Here is a 15,777-nt window from a genome sequence, read left to right as displayed (position 1 = left end):
TTTAGGATGATGAATTGGGCGCAATTATAACACACCAGAGCAGAATTTCTGGTGAATCTGCCCGTTTATTTGGCTTTTGGCAAAGGCGATGAAATGATTGTTTTTAATATCGGACTTATTATAGATGAGGGGTTTTTTTGTCTCTATATCCAGAATAATCCCCCCGCTTTCTGTCAGGATAATATCACTTGCTGCTGTGTCCCATTCTTTCGTGCCATTGAGCCTGGGATAAATATCAGCTTTTTGGTGTGCTAATGCGCAAAGCTTTAGTGATGAGCCTAGCTGGATGGCTTTGAGATTATGCCGTTGCAAAAATTCTTGCGTTGCTTGATTGTTGTGGAAGTTGCTCGCGCAGGCAATGGGCGGTCTTGATATGTTGGGTAGGGCGCTTAGGTTTATGGCATTTTTGGGATCAAAGGATGAGTTTATTTGTGAAAAATATGCCCCACCATTTTTGTAAGCGTAGTAAAGGGCTTTTGTGGCGGGGGCATAGACAATGCCCAGTATGGGGAGATTGTTTTGTAATAGGGCGATGTTGATGGTGAAGCCGTCATTTTGTGCCAAAAAATCCTTTGTGCCATCAAGTGGGTCTAATAGCCACAGATAGCTCAAATCTTTGCGCTCATCATAAGCGAGTGGGTCTTCTTCAGAACACACGGGGATGGGCGCTATTTTTTTGAGTGCCTGGGTGATAAAATGATGGGATTGTAGGTCTGCTTGGGTGAGCGGGCTGGCGTCTTCTTTGAGATGGAAAGTCGTATTTTTATAGTGCTTGAGGACAATAGTGCCTGCTTGCAGGGCTATTTCAATCGTGGGGTATAGTAAATCTTGCCCAATGGTTGCAGGATTCATAAACAGACTTTTAAATCTTCTATGCTGTCTATTTCCGTCCAACCCCCGTGAATAAAAACAGGCTCTGCATTTTGATAGCGAAGAATGATGGCTTGTAAGAAACTTGTCATATACATATTGTCAAAATCTTTGCCATCATACAAGGCATTTTTGTCTAGTTTTTCATAAAAATCAATTACTTGAGGCAAAAAAGTGTGCGATATTTTAAAAAGCCCGATATATTGCCCCTGGACTTCATCAAGAGAGATTGGTTTTTTTCCGATTTCTATGATTTTGCCATCTTGGATTTTGAGTGTTTCTGCATCGCTGAGGGGATCTGTGAAACGTTGTTTCCATTGCTTTTCCCAGTCTTTGTCGATAATGATTCCCAGCTCGCCGTTATAGGTTTTGAGTTTGGCGATTGTCTCACTTTGATACACGATATCTGCATAAGAGATGATTAGATCTTCTTTATTATCAATGCATTCTAGCATTAGATCTTTTGCGCAAAACATCGTGGCAACCATATTGGTTTGCCCAAAACGTTCATTGAAAAAAAACCGCATATGTCTGTCTTTGAGATAGTTTTTCAAAACAGGATACAAGTAGCCTCCAACGATACTAATATCGGTAATGCCATTGTCTTGAAGGGCTTTGTATTCATAATCAATAATGGGTTTGTTTTGATACGCCACCATACATTTGGGGATATTGTCTGTCAGGGGGGCAAGGCGCGACCCTCTGCCGGCTGCTAGAATGAGAGCTTTCATTTTTTGACCTCTTTTAAAAATTTTTCCCAAATCATTTGGGAGGGGAGCGAGCGAGATTTTTCGCGTTCAATATGCCACATCATACCAAAAATAGGCAAGGAGATATGTTTATAGGCTTCAATGCTTCCATCTCCTGCGGTTGCTAAAGCGATGAGATCATCGCTTAGGTGGGTGATGGCAAATTGATGGTAGGAATTGACTTCATAGGTTGTGTTATTTTGGGTGAGTGTGATAGGGTGGGCGGGGGTGATGTGATGATTTTTTGCCTGAAGTGTTGCACCAAAAAAATGTGCAATCATTTGCGCGCCCCGGCAGACACCGAGCAAAGGCAATTTATTTGTCAGGCAATAGCGGATGATTTTTGTCTCATAACTATCACGTTTTTGATTGAGGGGATGGGGATTGAGTGTGAATAAATCATTTCCCCCGCTAAAAATCACAGCATTGATTTTGTGGGCATATCTTTCAAACGGGACACTATAGCTTAGAGGCAAAAAATCACGATCGCCAAAAAATTCTCCCCATTCGCAACTGAGGGCTTCTCGGATTTCATAATAGCTTGGATTTTCTTCAAGCCTTTGGGTGATACCTATCATAGGACAAAGACCTGTTGATTGAGAGAATCGATCCGTAGTTTTGTGGCTTTTTTGTATTGGGAAAATCTTTCTTCTCCTACGCCAATAACGGCGGGGAGAGACATTTCAGAGCATCGGATTGCCATATGGGAGTTTGCCCCACCATAGCAGGTGATGAGCCCAGCGATATTTTTGGTAAATAAAAAATCATAACCCGGATCAGCTGAATGAATCAGAATAATCTTGTTTTCTAGCTCTTTGTCATTTTCGCTTGCAGTTAGTGCGACAATGGTTTTTGTTGTGATGAAATTGGGTTGGGTTTTAGAGCTTTCAAAATAAAACACATCGTGGGCATTCAAGATCACAGGAGGTAGTTTGATCGCAGAAGTAATTTCATATTCTTTTTTATTTTTTTCGATGTTTTCTAAAAAAGATTCTTTCATATTGATTTCATAGAGGCTTGATTGGAGCGAAAGGATGGAATGGATATCTAAATGGGCTAAATCTTGCTTGGTGATTTGAAGTTTTTCGCCGAGAGTGGCTATCAAGTCTAAGACGATTGAGAGGGTTTTTGTAAATTTAAATTTCACCATTTCCCTGCCCTCAATCACTATCTTTAAAAAAGCAAAAAGCTCTTCTGCATTGAGATAAAGCCCGTTTTGTTTGAGTAAAATATCCAATTCTTTGGATTTTTTCGCATCGAGCTTGAAAGTTGATTTTTGGCTAGGTTTGGGTGCAATGCAATGATGTGAAAAATATTCCTCAAATGCCTCTTGATAGGAGGGGGAGAGGATATTATAAGTCCCTGCTCGCAAATGACCATACTTGGTGATAAATTTTTCTTTGGTGATTTGATTTTGTGAAAGTCGATAAACATCAGCAGCGAGTTCTTTGCTGACTGTGTTTAAAGAAAGTAAAAAATCTTCTTTTTCATTAGCGGTAAAAAAACCGATTTCAACGAGTGAATTGAGGATTTGCATTGCTACAAATGCCGCTCTTGCCACGCCTGCAAATGGTAATGTTCCAAAACGTTTGCAATCTTCTATCAACCAATAAATCTTATCTATAGTGCCTAGAGAAGATTGCATTAGCGCAGTAGTGCGATTTTGAAGCCGATTGACTTTATCCAAATCTCTGAGATAGAGACCGGTTTTGGTGTCAAGGATATTGTTTGTGAGTTCTAAAAGTGAAAATTCGATTCGTTTGAGTTCATTTTGGTTGAAATCGTGTTCTTTGAGTTTGTGGAGCTTTTGGGGTAGATTGAGATCATAGCAGGATAGAACGATTTCAAATTCTACTTTGTCGTGAAGATGAGGGTTTTTGCATAGCGAATCAAGATAATAATTTACAAGTTTATTAGCGATTGTTTCATCGAGATTTTTGGGAATAAAAGAATTGAAAGAAAGTCGCACATCAATATAAGGGGCGCCTAGAAATGAGTGCATTAAAGGATGGGAGCGCAGATTTCTGTATCCGTAATTGTCTCTTTGATATGCCCAAATATTATCAGTAACGAGTTCTTTATAGAGCGAAATCGCAAGCCTTTTGGGTTTGAGCCCAATGATTTCTGCAGGATTCCAATCAGGCATAACCCCAAAGATAGTCTTATCTCCTAGTATATGCGGGTGTTTTTGTTTAAGCGAATCAATCCTATCGGATAGTGCTTGTAGGGATTTTGTATGCAAGGTATCAAAGAGATTTTGCTTGTTTTGCATAATGAGGGGGCGAACTTGCAGGATATAAAGTTCTAAATCTTTGTCATTTTCTGTTTGGGCAAAAGCGAATTCAATATCTAGGAATTTGTTGTCAAAAATATCTTCAAGCTCTAAGATAGCCTCGATGAGTTTGGCGATGAGCGGGTTTTTTGGCTGGTGGTTTCGATGTAGGATGATATGGGTTAGATCGGATTTTGTGCCCGCAGTAACGCTACTGGTATCCCCGCTATCATCATAATCAATACAAAAATATGGTGCGCCATTGTCTTTATCCACACTGAAAGCAACCCCGCACATTTTGGGGTTTTGAAGCATTGGTTGTGCCAGGATAAGGTGATTATTTTGTCCTGTTGCCCCCCCCCCCATTGATTTTTTGACTGATTCTAGGGCATCTAAAACGCTCTTTTCGTTGGAAGTATCCACGTTGGCTATGCTTAGAAATGCTCCAGCTTGGGAGGACTCTAGCGTGTCTTCATTGGACGCAGAACTTCGGATGATGATTTTTTTGCCAAGTTCTTTGAGTTTGGGGAGAATGGTTTTGATATCTTGAAGAGTATCTGTTTGGATCAAGTACAAAGGAAGAATCTTTGCTTTTTTAATGATAGGTGTTAGGGTAGCTAAATTTTCTCCTTTGGTTTTAAAGCGCAATTTTTTCAAACAGATTCCTTTATATTTTTTTAGTGTGTTTTTTTGGCACTCCAGCATCGGGTGGTGTATTTGATGTCAAATTCGCTGGGTAGCTGGTGTCTGATCTGGTAAGCAATTTTTTCAAACAATTCTGCACCTTTGGGCGTATCGAGATCCCAGTAGGGATTTTTTACACTTTTCCACGCAAGGATATAATTTTCTATGTCTTGATGAAAATAAAAATCCTGTTCCAAATAAATAATATTGTCAAAAAGATCGCGGTGTTGTTCAATGATGGGTCTTTGATCCTCTCTTCTTGTGCCGGTTTGATAATCTGGAACTAAGGAGAGAATAATATCTTGGGCGATTTCTTGGATAGGATCGTTCAAGTCTCTATGATTCCACATACAAGAAAAATACCCTTGAGATTTTAGCACGCGATAGGCTTCTTTGAGGGCAAGGGAACGATCCATTACATTGAAACTACTACCAAAGGTTACCCAATCAAAACTCCCTGATTCCAAAGTGCTTTCAACGCCAATAGCACGAACCCATTCGATGTTTTGGTCTTTTGTTCTTTCTATGCCGATTTCTCTCATCGCATCATTTGGCTCTACTGCGACCACTTCACACCCTCTCTCCAATAACATAATGCTCAAATTCCCTGTTCCTGCACCGATGTCTGCAACACGAATTTGTTTATGCCCCCCCCCCCATTCTACTATTTGCTACAAGATTTATGAGCATATCAATACTTTCTGGAGCGTAGTTTGGGCGGTAGCTGTAATATTTTGCGTGTTTGGTGTAATCCCAATGTTGTTCTACGATTTTTTTCATTTGTTATCCTTTTGTGTTGAATTGATTTTTCTTGCGCTCCAAGCGCGGATTTTATAAGGAATCTCAATAATATCGAGATGAGAAATCTTGGACTCTATCATATCAAGGATTTCTTTCCATCGGGCTTCTCCCGCTTGGGCTTGGATATCATTGACAGATTCCCAAGCTCCCATATAACGAGCCTTGCTCATCATTTCTACATAATCACATTCCATAAAGAAACAATCTTGAAAATCTCCTGTGGAGACAAGTATTTCTTCCCATTTTTTAGTATTTTGCTTTCCAGAACTCACACGATTAAGTTCAGGGACTATTCTTTTGATTTCTTCTTCAATGTCATAAAAAATTGAACCCTCTAGGATATTTCGGGGATTCCAAATAGCGGTAAAATAGCCATCATCTTTGAGAATGCGGGCAAATTCCGGGAGAGATTTTGCAGGATCGGTCCAGTGAAATGAGCTTGCCATAATGACCCAATTTACGGATTTATCAGGCATAGATGTATCTTCACCATTGCCTTTTTTCCAGATGATAGGGGTGTTTTTGGTATATTTTTCTCCTTCAGCTCTCATCGCATCATTTGGCTCAATAGCAGTAATTTTTAGATTGAAGTTTGCAAGCATTTTTGTGAGTTTGCCTGTGCCTGCCCCGACTTCTGCAACTTCAAATTCGTTTCTTTTGATCTGTTTGGGATTGATACATAAAAGAAGTTTTTCTAAAAGCATTGCGCTATAGGCAGGTCTGTTATGGTAATGTTTGGCTACTTCGGTAAAATCACCTTGATTCATCTGTGTCCTTTTTAATTGGATTTGAAAATACATCTATACCGCATTGTTGTAAAAATCTCTGCGTATGGATAAATTCATCTAATAACTCTGGTTTTTCTTTTCTGATAAAAGACAGCTCTTGATGGATTTTGTTGGCTAGTTTGAGGGCAAAATCCTTGTTGCTACAAAGATAATCAATAATGTCATCTTCTGTAAAAGCGTATTTTTGATGTTTGGAGATTTGTTCAAAGACATAAATGAGGTATTCTTTTATGTGGTCATCAGCTTTGTCAATAAGGTCTTTTGGTGGGACTTTTGATATTGGAGATACAAGCAACAAGGGATATTGTGGGTAATTTTCTGGAACAATGTTGTCTTTTAGGATCGCATAGGATTTTGGAATTTTTTGGTAAGCCTGTATGCGGGTATTCATATCGATTTCTTTCCTGCTATGGGCTTGAAGTCTTGAGTGCGTGCAGAGGATAAAATCATATTTTTCATCGCCTGCATTGATACTAAAAGTATGCGGGAAACAACGTGGGAATAAAGAACCTTTGATAACGCTTTCATTATTGTCATTATTTTGGACTGCCCCCCCCCCATTGGCTTCATAGCCAAATCGCTTGGCAAAATCTTGCAGGGTGGAGGGCAAGTTTTTTTCATTAATATCATCCATCCTGATATAAGAAACATCAGTTGCGATATGATTGATGAGTGATCTTGTGGAGGCAAAACAAAACATCAAATGCGAAATATTTTCAATAAGGCTTCGCAACAGGTGGGTGGCATCTGTTTTTGAATTGATTTGTGAGATGGAGTGAAACATCGTAACATTGACATTGCTCTTGATGATAGAGATAGGATCGCGAACCATTTGATAAAGAGGAACTTTTTTCTTAAGTGTTTTTAAGACATTTTTCGCATCGGGATTTAGTGGTGCTTTATCTAGCACCAAACCATCAAAATCACGATAAAAAACAAAAGGTCTAATGACTTCGTGCGTCCATATTTCCGTTGGCTTTGCTTTTATTTTGTCGAGATAATATATCAGTGCTGTCATCCCTAATCCGTGCCCACCAATGAGTATGTAGCGGTAATTTTGGGGATGGGGAAAATAGTTGGTTATACTCAAAGATTTTTTTAGCAATGGAATTTTTGTCCATATAACGCCCCATCGCCTCCCTTTGATGAGTTTTAAGAATGAGTTAAACTTCCTAAAGATAATATTCATCGGTCTTTAATCCTTGAATTTGTGTTGTCGTGGGTATTTTTGAGATTTAAAAATTTAGCGTAGTATATCCAATTTTTTAGGATTTGTGGAGCGACTCTCTCGACATTTGAAACTTCATAATCCAATAGTTTGCTGAATTGATAATACATTTCGGGATCTTTTTGAAAATATATTAAAATATCATCCTCGTTTAATTTTAATTCCTCGTATTTAATGAATATTTTCCCTATATATTTTAAATAATTATCAATTTTTTCTATAATAATATTCATATAATCTTTATTTTTAAGCAATTTTTTACGAATATTTGTTTTATTTTTTCCGATCAAGCATATAGAAATTAATTTTTTTTCAAGATGAGGGCTCGAAAATTTTTCTATCAAAAAAGTAAAATTTTTATGTAGGGTGTTTTCATATGGAAGAATTTTGATAAAAATATCATCAGATATGACTTCATTTTTTGGAAACACAAAATCTTTTTCAATATTGAGCGCCAAAGAATCTGCAATTTTTTTGGAAAAAATTTCATTTGAACTTGGCGGGCGCAGACCTATTGTTTGGCATACTTTTTTCATTGTATTGTAAGCATTTTCGCTGGAGAGTTCTTGCATATCAATATAGATGAGTTCTTGTGTGATTGATTCAAATTGTTTGGGGGAGGTGGTGAATATAAAATGATGGGGCATTTGAGCGTAAGATTGCAAATAAGATTTTAAAACCTCTTGAATTGAAACATTGCCCCCCCCCCCAACAGATTAGAGGCTAAAGTCATATTGACACCGCCACGAATGATAGAGATCGGGTCTCTGACTAGGCAAAATACCGGAACTTTGTGATCAAGTTTTGAGATAAATTTTAGTGTCGCAGGTAGATGAGAAATATCTCTATCACAAACAATGCCATATATTTTTCTCCAACTAAAAAATGCCGTTCTGTCCATAATACATACATCAAATTTTCTCATTGGATATGCCCCGCAAGATTGTAGAAAGTGCCAAAAAGCATTTCTGCCTGTCCCGTGTGAGGCGAGCATTACATATTTGTATCGATGGGGCTTGAGGGTATTGGTCCAAAGTGATAGCTTTCTGCCTAGAATAGCAGCAATTATTCTGTCGTATTCACGAAACTCAAGACATTGGAGAAAGGTTTTATATTTCTTCTGAAGCATTTGGATTATGCGCATTCATTTCTTTCTTTTTAGAGTTTTAAAAAATCTTGATAGTATATCCAGTTTTGCACAATATGCGGGGAATCTTGAGCGATGGGAGCTATTTTTGGTTTCAAAAAAGCCTGAAAGTGATTTTTTAATTCAGGGGAATGTTTGAAAACTTTCAGGATTAACTTTTCTAAACCATCATTTTTGATAAATGCTTCAATCAGAGTATATTTTTCTTCAATTATTTTGATTTTTTCATCAATTTTTCCTTGATTGTTTTCCAAGTCTGCCAGATTATCTTTTGGGTAACCAGCATAAATTTTCAAGCCATTTTCCAAGACATACTTGAGTGCTAATTGTTTGTCTGATATATTATCGGGATTGGTATAAAATGAAATAGTAATGGTTGGTGATGTGGTTTGAATGTGTTTTGTTTGAAGGGGGATGGTTGTAGTGTAGGGAAAAAATATTTTGGGGATATTGATACCAGAATAATTCACATCAAAATCATCGACTTGATTTTCAAAAGGAATGCCTAAAATTTTGGCGACCAAAGACATCGTGTGGAATGTTTTGTCTTTGGTTGTGATGTCTTTAGTATCCATATAATGGATTTGAGTTGCAATATTTAAAAATGGTTTGATGGCATCATAAAAACAAAAGAACGGCAACATTTTGCATTCTTTGATGATTTCTTGTGTTGAAAAATCAAGCATAGAAGAGATTTTTTCTTTGGAACTTGCTAATAATTCTTGATTTTCTAAAATAATTTTGATAGCAGAGGTTTGGATTTTATCCTTTGCCCCCCCCCCCATTGATGTTTTTAGAGTTTTTTAGCATATCGCAGACAAGGGGCAGGATAAATGCGTGCGTGAGTGTTCGTAGCGTGCAGATAGGATCACGGACAATGCAGAATATAGGCACGGGATGTTTGAGTTTGGATAGAATCTTTTGGCGATGAGAATCCATATAGATTTTATCCAGACTGATACCATAGAGATTGTGGCGATGTTTTTTGGCATAGCTTTTGATCAACAACGCTGGGTCTGTTGAACGATAAAGATTATCTATTGGCATAGGATTAGCTTTAATGCGTTCAAAAAATGTTAGCAGGGCAACAAAACCAACGCCGTGCGATCCGACAATAATATAAGAATAATCTTGGGGCATTTTTAGGAATTTTGTCCATTGGGGAAATACAAATGTGTTGTATAAAAAACGATATTCAATATGAAATCTGCTGGGGATTTGGGGCAATAATGGCAACAAGATGCGTTTGAAGATATAGCTAAAATTACGCTTTTGAATGTGTTTTTTGAGATTTGTGAGTCTTTGGTTTAAATAATGCAACATAGGTTTGTGGCGTCCCTGAATATTTTTAGAGTTTTAAAAATTCATCGTAGTATATCCAAATTTTTCCTATAAGCCAGGACACTTGAATGATTTGTTTGAGTCTTTAAAATCTTATGAGCTGGTGTTTTTTGATGTAGTCAAGGATTTGATTTGTTTTGCCATCGAGGTCATCTAATGTGTTGTTTTCGATAACCAAATCTGAGGAGGGCTCATCATAGCGAATATCAATGCCTACGACATCTTTGATTTGCCCTTTGAGTGCATTGGAATAGAGGTTTTTTTGATCCCTTTGAATGAGTGCTTCCATATCGCATTGGATATAAATTTCCAAATAGGAAGAGAGGTTTTTGCGGTTGTGGCGATAGACTTCCTCAAAAAGCGATATGGTTGTTGCGATGACGTGGATACCTTGAGAAGCCAAAAAATGACAAAGTGCTGATCGTTTGAATGCAAATTCTATACGTGATTGCTTATCATATGTTTCATAGCCAAAAAGTTCCCTGAAGCCATCGCCATCAAGATACACAAGATGAGGCAAGGTGGGTTTGAGCTTGGTATAGAGATTTTTTCCGATCGTGCTTTTGCCACTTCCAGCAAGCCCATTTATCCAGATGACAAGACCATTTTTCATTATTAGATTGCCTTTTTAAAGATTGTTTTGCAGTTTTTATAACAATATTGTAGCAATTTATTTAAAATGTTATATACATTCACCCGCTCTTTTGCCACTTATCTCGTGATTACAAAGGATATTGCATTCTTGTGCTAGGGATGTGAAAAACGATCGATATTGCCCACATTTAGGATATCGCTGTTCTTTGGCATTCTAGCTTTTTTAAACCGCTCGGTAGTAGGCAAATCTTTTAGCACCATCACCTTTGTAGGGATTTTATAAGATTGCAAGCGAGATCTACAAAACTCACGGATAAGCTTTTTTAGTCCTATTTTGTCTTTGGGATCTAAAATATCTTCATCAACCACGACTTTTAGCGTTACACTTTGCCCTGTGATAGGATTTTTTTCTCCCACCACCACGCAATCTTTGATCCCTTTTATCTCAAAAATCACCTCTTCGATCTCTTGAGGCAAGACCTTTTCCCCACCCACATTGATGATTTCTTTGGTCCGCCCGATGATTTTTATAAATTCTTGGTTGTCTTTTTGGATCACTTCGACCAGGTCGCCTGTGGCAAAATACCCCTCCTCATCAAAAACCGCATTAGAGGCGTTCAGATACCCCATCGCACGAGTAGGGGAGTGGAGATAGAGCTCCCCATCAATGATTTTGTATGCCATCCCCTCGATTTTGATAGCGTTTTGAAATGATTTTGTTTGGGCGATCCCGACTTCACTCGCCCCAAATGTCTGATGAAATTTGACTTTCACAAAAGCTTTTTTGAGCCTTGAGAGCAGGGTGCTTGGCATTTGTTCAGTGCCATAGGTGATGATTTTTAGCGAGCTAAGATCATAGCGTTTTTGCACCCCAGCCAAAAGCATTAGATTCAATAACGACGGGCTTGCCGGTAGCAAAGAAATCTGGTAGTCTTGGATGGTTTTAGCGAGGGAGTCGATATTTTTTCTATCGTGGATACCCACCCCGCAAGCCCCCATTGCAAGGGTGTTAAAAAGCGTATTGAGCCCACCAATATGATCAAACATCAAAAAAAGCAATATAGTGATAGGTTTGTGCTTTTTGTCCAAATACCCATCAAGTAGCCTATTGAGATGATGCACGATGGCTTTTGGTGTCCCCGTGCTCCCACTTGAAAAAAGAACCAACCCACCCGCAGAAGTATCTTGGAGATCTTGTAATAACGGGTGCTTTGGGGTGTTTTGGGCGTGCGGGGTAAGGGTGTTATTTTGATAGACAAATGCCACTTGGGCGAGTGAAAATTTTTCATCATTGTCGTTCGCTTCGCTCAAAGGCACGAGGATCAAATTTTTTTCGATACCCGCTAGCAACATCGCAATGGAGTTAATATCATAATCCCCCACGATTGCCAAACACGCCCCACTTCGCACACAAGAGAGGCGATCTATTTGGGTTTGGACTTTTTGGAGTAACGTAGCATAGGTGTAGGAGTGGTCTTGATAGATAAGGGCTTGGTTTTGTGGGGGGTTAGCGAAAATTTTTTGCAAATAGGGGTGGGCAAAATCAGGCATTCACCCCTCCTAAAAACAGCGTCTGCCCGGTAATAAAATCGCTTTTTTCATTGATAAAAAATTCAATCACATTAACCACATCTTCAAAACTCCCAAATCGCTTCAGCGCTTGGCTTGCAAGTAGGGCGTCCATTTTTTCTTTGGGGACATTTTTGATTAGATCAGTTGGCACGGGCGTGGGGGCAAGGGCATTGATAGTGATACCAAAGGGGGCGAGTTCTTTGGCAGCGATCTCAGTAAGATTGATAATCGCAGCTTTTGAAGCCGCATAGATCGCCTCACCCTCGAGGCGTAATGCCGTGGCAACCGTGGCGAAATTTACAATCCGATAATGCGGGTGTGGGCGGTGCTTTTTGTTTTTGAGATAGGTAGCGCTCATTATCTTGGCACATTCTCGGATAAATAAAAAGCTCCCAAAAACATTGGTCGAAAAGATATTTTGCACGCTTTTAAATGGGGTGAGGAGCAAGTGATTCATCGAGGCAATCCCGGCATTATTGAGGAGCACATCGATTTGTCCAAATTCCTTTTTGACTGCTTTGACCATCGCAATAACGGCATTTTCATCGCTGACATCTAGTGCAAAATGCCTGTAGTTAGGATGGGTAATATCCCCTTGGGCGCGCGAACACCCACAAACAATATGCCCCTCTTGGAGATAATGCCAAGCAAGCTCCTTGCCGATACCTTTTCGGCTACCTGTGATGACAAAGACTTTTTTCATTGGGCAGGGCTTTTTTGAGAGATTAGCTCTTCGATATACGCACATAAACTTTGCACATCTTTAAATGGTGAGTTCCGCTGGCTCATCGCCTTTTCATCAGCGAGGGTGATGTCAATGCCAAGCTCATCACTGATACTTTCTTCAAGATCAGAAATAAAGCTCACTAACGCCAAAGAATCTAAGCTGCCCCCCCCCCCATAGATTTTTGTGCCCTCATTAGGGGATTTTAATGCGTCATCTTCGAGCTCCTCGCTTAGATTTTGCAGGGATTTGTAGATGAGATTTTGGATTTTTGTTTTCATATTTTACTCCTTGGATTGGGTTTTGTAAAAGGTATAGTTAAAAATAGAGCTACTTTCATAGCCATATCTTAGGTGCATATTTTTAACACGAATGTTGTGGCATACATCTACCCAGAGGTGGACGTATGGGATATTTTTGGCTTTTATTTCTTCATAATATTCCTCCATAAGCGCAATGAGGGCGAAAGGCTCAGCACTAATGTTTAGCAGATAGTTAAAGTGGCTGGTTTTGCCATTGATGGTATAGATACAATAAGCTGTGATGATCCCCGCTGTCCTTTTGACTAGGACTTGGTGGTTTTGGATATAGCTTAGGAGGGTTTGTTTGCTAGGGAGATGGTCAAATTTCACATCAAAATTTGCCCGCAAGCTTGCAAAAATAACGTCCAAATCTTCTTTATTGGCGTGCTGGATTTCATTGGTAGCTTTTTTTATCTTGGATTTGAGGTTTTTGGTATGGATGAGGAGTTTTTCATAACGGGTATGGAAAATAAAATGCTTTTGCAAAACATTTTCTAGCTTTGGATCTAAATCTCCTCTTTGGATGATTTCTAAGCAAAGATTATTGCCATCAAAGTTTTTGAGCGCATTATCTAGGTCGTCCATATCAGAAGAGATAAAATAAAGTTTATTAAAATCTTCATAAGGTGTCGCAAAAATCAAGCTTTTTGCGGTTTGTAGCCCGAACGCTTCATTTTCTATGGGCGTGAAATGATTGGTGGTGAGGTGTTGGTTTGCGTGATCTTTTTTGTATTGTTCTATCTGGGATTGCGTGATGATAGAAAATCTGGAGAGATGGTGTGATTTCACGCAACCCCCTTTTTAGACCATAGACAAAAGGGTCTCGAAATGGAATGATTGGCGGGGTTTGTGGTGTTAGGTTGGTAAGTTTGAGATTGACTGATTTGGAGGGCGAAGCTGGCTAAGCCTTTTGCTATGCCCCCCCCCCTAGAAGCATATAAATATTATCTTTGCTTAAAAGCAATGAGCCTTGAAGTGGCTGGTTGATGGAATATTTTATGATGGAATAATCCTCTTGACCCAAGCGTATCTTTGGCTTTGGCATAATGCCCGGGGCGTCCATACTCCGCAAAAATGCGCTGATTTTTTCTTTTTCCCATTCAATTTTTATATAGCCATTGTTGGGAATATCGCTTGATTTGTGCGGTTTTTGGGATGATTTTGGCATTGGGAATGTAGTGAGGGTATCGCCTAATAAATCATCTTTGATTTCTAAAAATGCCTCCAAACCCAGCCCCATCAAACGTTTGATTAAATCAAGGCTGGTGAGGTTTTTGCTGAGCTGGATTTCTTTTTGGATAATAATATCCCCGCTATCAAGCTCGCCACTGACTAAATGCCAGGTTACACCGGTGGTTTTGTCTTGATTGTAGATACTCCAAATGGGTGCATTCACGCCTTTGTGTAACGGGAGCAGGGCGTTATGGAAGTTGATGATTTTAAGATTGGGTTTTGAGAGGATAGAGGCGGGGAAGATGTAGTGATTATTCGCACTAATGATGAGTGTTTTGTCCTCAATAGAGTCAAAAAATTCACGCAAAAGTAAGCCATCTTGATAGCTTGCGTAGGGGATTTGGTGCTTTTGACAAAATGTTTTTAGCACGCATAAATGATGCGGTTTGTAGGCAATAACTTGGAGTAACTCGCGGTAAGCAAGCAAGCTTTTTGAGACATTGTGTGCGATGGTGGCTTGCCCGATGAGGATGATTTTTTTATACTTCATCGGGACATCTTTCGGGCGGGTTGTGATAGGGGTTTTAAAATGCGTGGATTAAAAGAGAAAAATATTACAAAAGCAATCAAAAAATCAATGAATATTCTGGCTATGCCCCCCCCCCCATTGGTATTAGCAAGCTTGATATAAATGTAGTTTTTCAAGCCATCGGGGGAGAAATTTTCCTTTTGATACATATTGAGCGCCTTTTGATTGAGGGTATCGCACCATAGATGGAGGAATCTTACCTCAAGAGCATTTAATTTTTGATAAAAAAGCCTCCAAATTTCAAGTAGGCTTTGTTTGTCGCCGTGATTGGCGATAAAATTGAGATACGCACTCTTGCCAGCGGGTCTAAAAACCACATAGCTATGGATAATGTTTTGCTCGCGAATGCTCAAAATATGCCCATTTTTGTGGTGATGTTGGAGGGTTTTGAGACTGGGGAGATGGTCAAAATCGGGCTTGAAATCGTGAAATAAGATTTTTTGCAATGTCTTTGGGTGAATGGTGGGGAATCTGCAAGGTCGCATTGGGTTTGAGGGCTTTGGCGTGGGGAGCGGGAGTGTTTTTCTTAGGTGGGTGTAGAGGGCTTGGGGTTGGAGGGTTTCAAAGGATATTTTGGGGGATTCGGGCTGTTTTTGCAGGATTTCTATGCAGAGATTTTTGTCGTGTTCAAGCGCTGTGATGAGGCTTTCAAGTTCTGCTAAATCGTTGCTAAAAAAATACGCCCGCACGCAATGCTTTTCTTCTTTGAGAAGCAAAAGCGTGCTTGGGGTGGATTTGACACGATAGGGGATATTGGTGTAGGTAAAAAGATTCGTATAAAACGGGGCTTTGGATTTGATAGCATTGATTTGGGGGTAGAGTGCTGATAGTTTGGTTTGGCTGAGATATTTCAAAGCTCGCTTTTGCCTCCCTGTGGATTTTTGATCTATTTAGAATTTTATCAGGTTTTGATTGGACTGCGTGCTAGAAAAGTTCAAAATCA

Annotated in this window: 17 protein-coding genes and 1 pseudogene; all 18 read right to left on the bottom strand. The window is 39.3% G+C overall.

Annotated elements, in window-relative coordinates:
• Positions 1–24: 24 nt before the first annotated feature.
• Complete coding sequence (locus BJI48_RS01095) at positions 25–852, bottom strand: 3'(2'),5'-bisphosphate nucleotidase CysQ (protein WP_095330950.1); 828 nt, start codon at positions 850–852, stop codon at positions 25–27.
• Positions 849–1,601, bottom strand: coding sequence for a phosphocholine cytidylyltransferase family protein (locus BJI48_RS01090; RefSeq protein ID WP_095330948.1), 753 nt, complete (start codon positions 1,599–1,601; stop codon positions 849–851). Before BJI48_RS01090 ends, BJI48_RS01095 begins: the two co-directional genes overlap by 4 nt.
• Positions 1,598–2,197: a gamma-glutamyl-CDP-amidate hydrolase gene (locus BJI48_RS01085; protein ID WP_095330946.1), complete on the bottom strand. Its 600-nt coding sequence runs from the start codon at positions 2,195–2,197 to the stop codon at positions 1,598–1,600. The genes BJI48_RS01090 and BJI48_RS01085 overlap by 4 nt, the downstream gene beginning before the upstream one ends.
• Positions 2,194–4,548: a PEP-utilizing enzyme gene (locus BJI48_RS01080; RefSeq protein ID WP_095330944.1), complete on the bottom strand. Its 2,355-nt coding sequence runs from the start codon at positions 4,546–4,548 to the stop codon at positions 2,194–2,196. Before BJI48_RS01080 ends, BJI48_RS01085 begins: the two co-directional genes overlap by 4 nt.
• Before the next feature lie 20 nt (positions 4,549–4,568).
• A pseudogene (locus tag BJI48_RS01075) lies at positions 4,569–5,355 on the bottom strand (class I SAM-dependent methyltransferase).
• The gene (locus BJI48_RS01070) at positions 5,352–6,143 is read right to left on the bottom strand and encodes a class I SAM-dependent methyltransferase (protein WP_095330941.1); all 792 of its coding nucleotides are present in this window, start codon (positions 6,141–6,143) and stop codon (positions 5,352–5,354) included. The pseudogene BJI48_RS01075 and the gene BJI48_RS01070 overlap by 4 nt, the downstream one beginning before the upstream one ends.
• Entirely contained in the window at positions 6,130–7,353 is a 1,224-nt protein-coding gene (locus BJI48_RS01065; protein WP_095330939.1) for a DUF2972 domain-containing protein, read from the bottom strand. Before BJI48_RS01065 ends, BJI48_RS01070 begins: the two co-directional genes overlap by 14 nt.
• A complete protein-coding gene (locus BJI48_RS01060) occupies positions 7,350–8,057 on the bottom strand; it encodes a DUF2972 domain-containing protein (protein ID WP_143428745.1) in 708 nt (235 codons plus the stop codon). The genes BJI48_RS01065 and BJI48_RS01060 overlap by 4 nt, the downstream gene beginning before the upstream one ends.
• A gap of 8 nt (positions 8,058–8,065) precedes the next feature.
• A complete protein-coding gene (locus BJI48_RS01055) occupies positions 8,066–8,536 on the bottom strand; it encodes a hypothetical protein (RefSeq protein ID WP_095330935.1) in 471 nt (156 codons plus the stop codon).
• A gap of 14 nt (positions 8,537–8,550) precedes the next feature.
• Positions 8,551–9,324 (bottom strand): DUF2972 domain-containing protein, encoded by a 774-nt coding sequence (locus BJI48_RS01050; protein WP_095330932.1) that lies wholly within the window; start codon positions 9,322–9,324, stop codon positions 8,551–8,553.
• On the bottom strand, positions 9,302–9,862 hold the full coding sequence (locus BJI48_RS01045) for a hypothetical protein (RefSeq protein ID WP_095330930.1): 561 nt from the start codon (positions 9,860–9,862) through the stop codon (positions 9,302–9,304). The genes BJI48_RS01050 and BJI48_RS01045 overlap by 23 nt, the downstream gene beginning before the upstream one ends.
• A gap of 103 nt (positions 9,863–9,965) precedes the next feature.
• Positions 9,966–10,493, bottom strand: coding sequence for an adenylyl-sulfate kinase (locus BJI48_RS01040; protein ID WP_095330928.1), 528 nt, complete (start codon positions 10,491–10,493; stop codon positions 9,966–9,968).
• A gap of 134 nt (positions 10,494–10,627) precedes the next feature.
• Positions 10,628–12,025, bottom strand: coding sequence for a fatty acid--CoA ligase family protein (locus BJI48_RS01035; protein WP_095330926.1), 1,398 nt, complete (start codon positions 12,023–12,025; stop codon positions 10,628–10,630).
• Positions 12,018–12,749, bottom strand: coding sequence for an SDR family oxidoreductase (locus tag BJI48_RS01030; RefSeq protein WP_095330924.1), 732 nt, complete (start codon positions 12,747–12,749; stop codon positions 12,018–12,020). The genes BJI48_RS01035 and BJI48_RS01030 overlap by 8 nt, the downstream gene beginning before the upstream one ends.
• Entirely contained in the window at positions 12,746–13,051 is a 306-nt protein-coding gene (locus tag BJI48_RS01025) for an acyl carrier protein (RefSeq protein WP_095330922.1), read from the bottom strand. Before BJI48_RS01025 ends, BJI48_RS01030 begins: the two co-directional genes overlap by 4 nt.
• Positions 13,052–13,054: 3 nt before the next feature.
• Positions 13,055–13,861 (bottom strand): hypothetical protein, encoded by an 807-nt coding sequence (locus BJI48_RS01020; RefSeq protein WP_095330920.1) that lies wholly within the window; start codon positions 13,859–13,861, stop codon positions 13,055–13,057.
• 124 nt (positions 13,862–13,985) lie between these two features.
• Complete coding sequence (locus BJI48_RS01015; protein ID WP_095330918.1) at positions 13,986–14,795, bottom strand: formyltransferase family protein; 810 nt, start codon at positions 14,793–14,795, stop codon at positions 13,986–13,988.
• Positions 14,792–15,688 carry a hypothetical protein gene (locus tag BJI48_RS01010; protein WP_095330916.1) on the bottom strand — a complete coding sequence of 299 codons (897 nt, stop codon included), beginning with the start codon at positions 15,686–15,688 and terminating at the stop codon, positions 14,792–14,794. The genes BJI48_RS01015 and BJI48_RS01010 overlap by 4 nt, the downstream gene beginning before the upstream one ends.
• Positions 15,689–15,777: the final 89 nt, after the last annotated feature.

This window comes from Helicobacter sp. 11S02596-1, from assembly GCF_002272825.1.
Classification (GTDB): Bacteria; Campylobacterota; Campylobacteria; order Campylobacterales; family Helicobacteraceae; genus Helicobacter_J.
Note: the sequence above shows the minus strand (reverse complement) of the source record. Positions and strands in the feature narration are given on the sequence as shown.

What these genes read in the sequence shown, in the direction of transcription:
- BJI48_RS01040 (WP_095330928.1), bottom strand. Translation starts at nt 10,493, where the DNA reads ATGAAAAATGGTCTTGTCATCTGGATAAATGGGCTTGCTGGAAGTGGC.
- BJI48_RS01095 (WP_095330950.1), bottom strand. Translation starts at nt 852, where the DNA reads ATGAATCCTGCAACCATTGGGCAAGATTTACTATACCCCACGATTGAA.
- BJI48_RS01055 (WP_095330935.1), bottom strand. Translation starts at nt 8,536, where the DNA reads ATGCGCATAATCCAAATGCTTCAGAAGAAATATAAAACCTTTCTCCAA.
- BJI48_RS01035 (WP_095330926.1), bottom strand. Translation starts at nt 12,025, where the DNA reads ATGCCTGATTTTGCCCACCCCTATTTGCAAAAAATTTTCGCTAACCCC.
- BJI48_RS01050 (WP_095330932.1), bottom strand. Translation starts at nt 9,324, where the DNA reads ATGGGGGGGGGGGCAAAGGATAAAATCCAAACCTCTGCTATCAAAATT.
- BJI48_RS01090 (WP_095330948.1), bottom strand. Translation starts at nt 1,601, where the DNA reads ATGAAAGCTCTCATTCTAGCAGCCGGCAGAGGGTCGCGCCTTGCCCCC.
- BJI48_RS01030 (WP_095330924.1), bottom strand. Translation starts at nt 12,749, where the DNA reads ATGAAAAAAGTCTTTGTCATCACAGGTAGCCGAAAAGGTATCGGCAAG.
- BJI48_RS01070 (WP_095330941.1), bottom strand. Translation starts at nt 6,143, where the DNA reads ATGAATCAAGGTGATTTTACCGAAGTAGCCAAACATTACCATAACAGA.
- BJI48_RS01025 (WP_095330922.1), bottom strand. Translation starts at nt 13,051, where the DNA reads ATGAAAACAAAAATCCAAAATCTCATCTACAAATCCCTGCAAAATCTA.
- BJI48_RS01015 (WP_095330918.1), bottom strand. Translation starts at nt 14,795, where the DNA reads ATGAAGTATAAAAAAATCATCCTCATCGGGCAAGCCACCATCGCACAC.
- BJI48_RS01045 (WP_095330930.1), bottom strand. Translation starts at nt 9,862, where the DNA reads ATGTTGCATTATTTAAACCAAAGACTCACAAATCTCAAAAAACACATT.
- BJI48_RS01065 (WP_095330939.1), bottom strand. Translation starts at nt 7,353, where the DNA reads ATGAATATTATCTTTAGGAAGTTTAACTCATTCTTAAAACTCATCAAA.
- BJI48_RS01085 (WP_095330946.1), bottom strand. Translation starts at nt 2,197, where the DNA reads ATGATAGGTATCACCCAAAGGCTTGAAGAAAATCCAAGCTATTATGAA.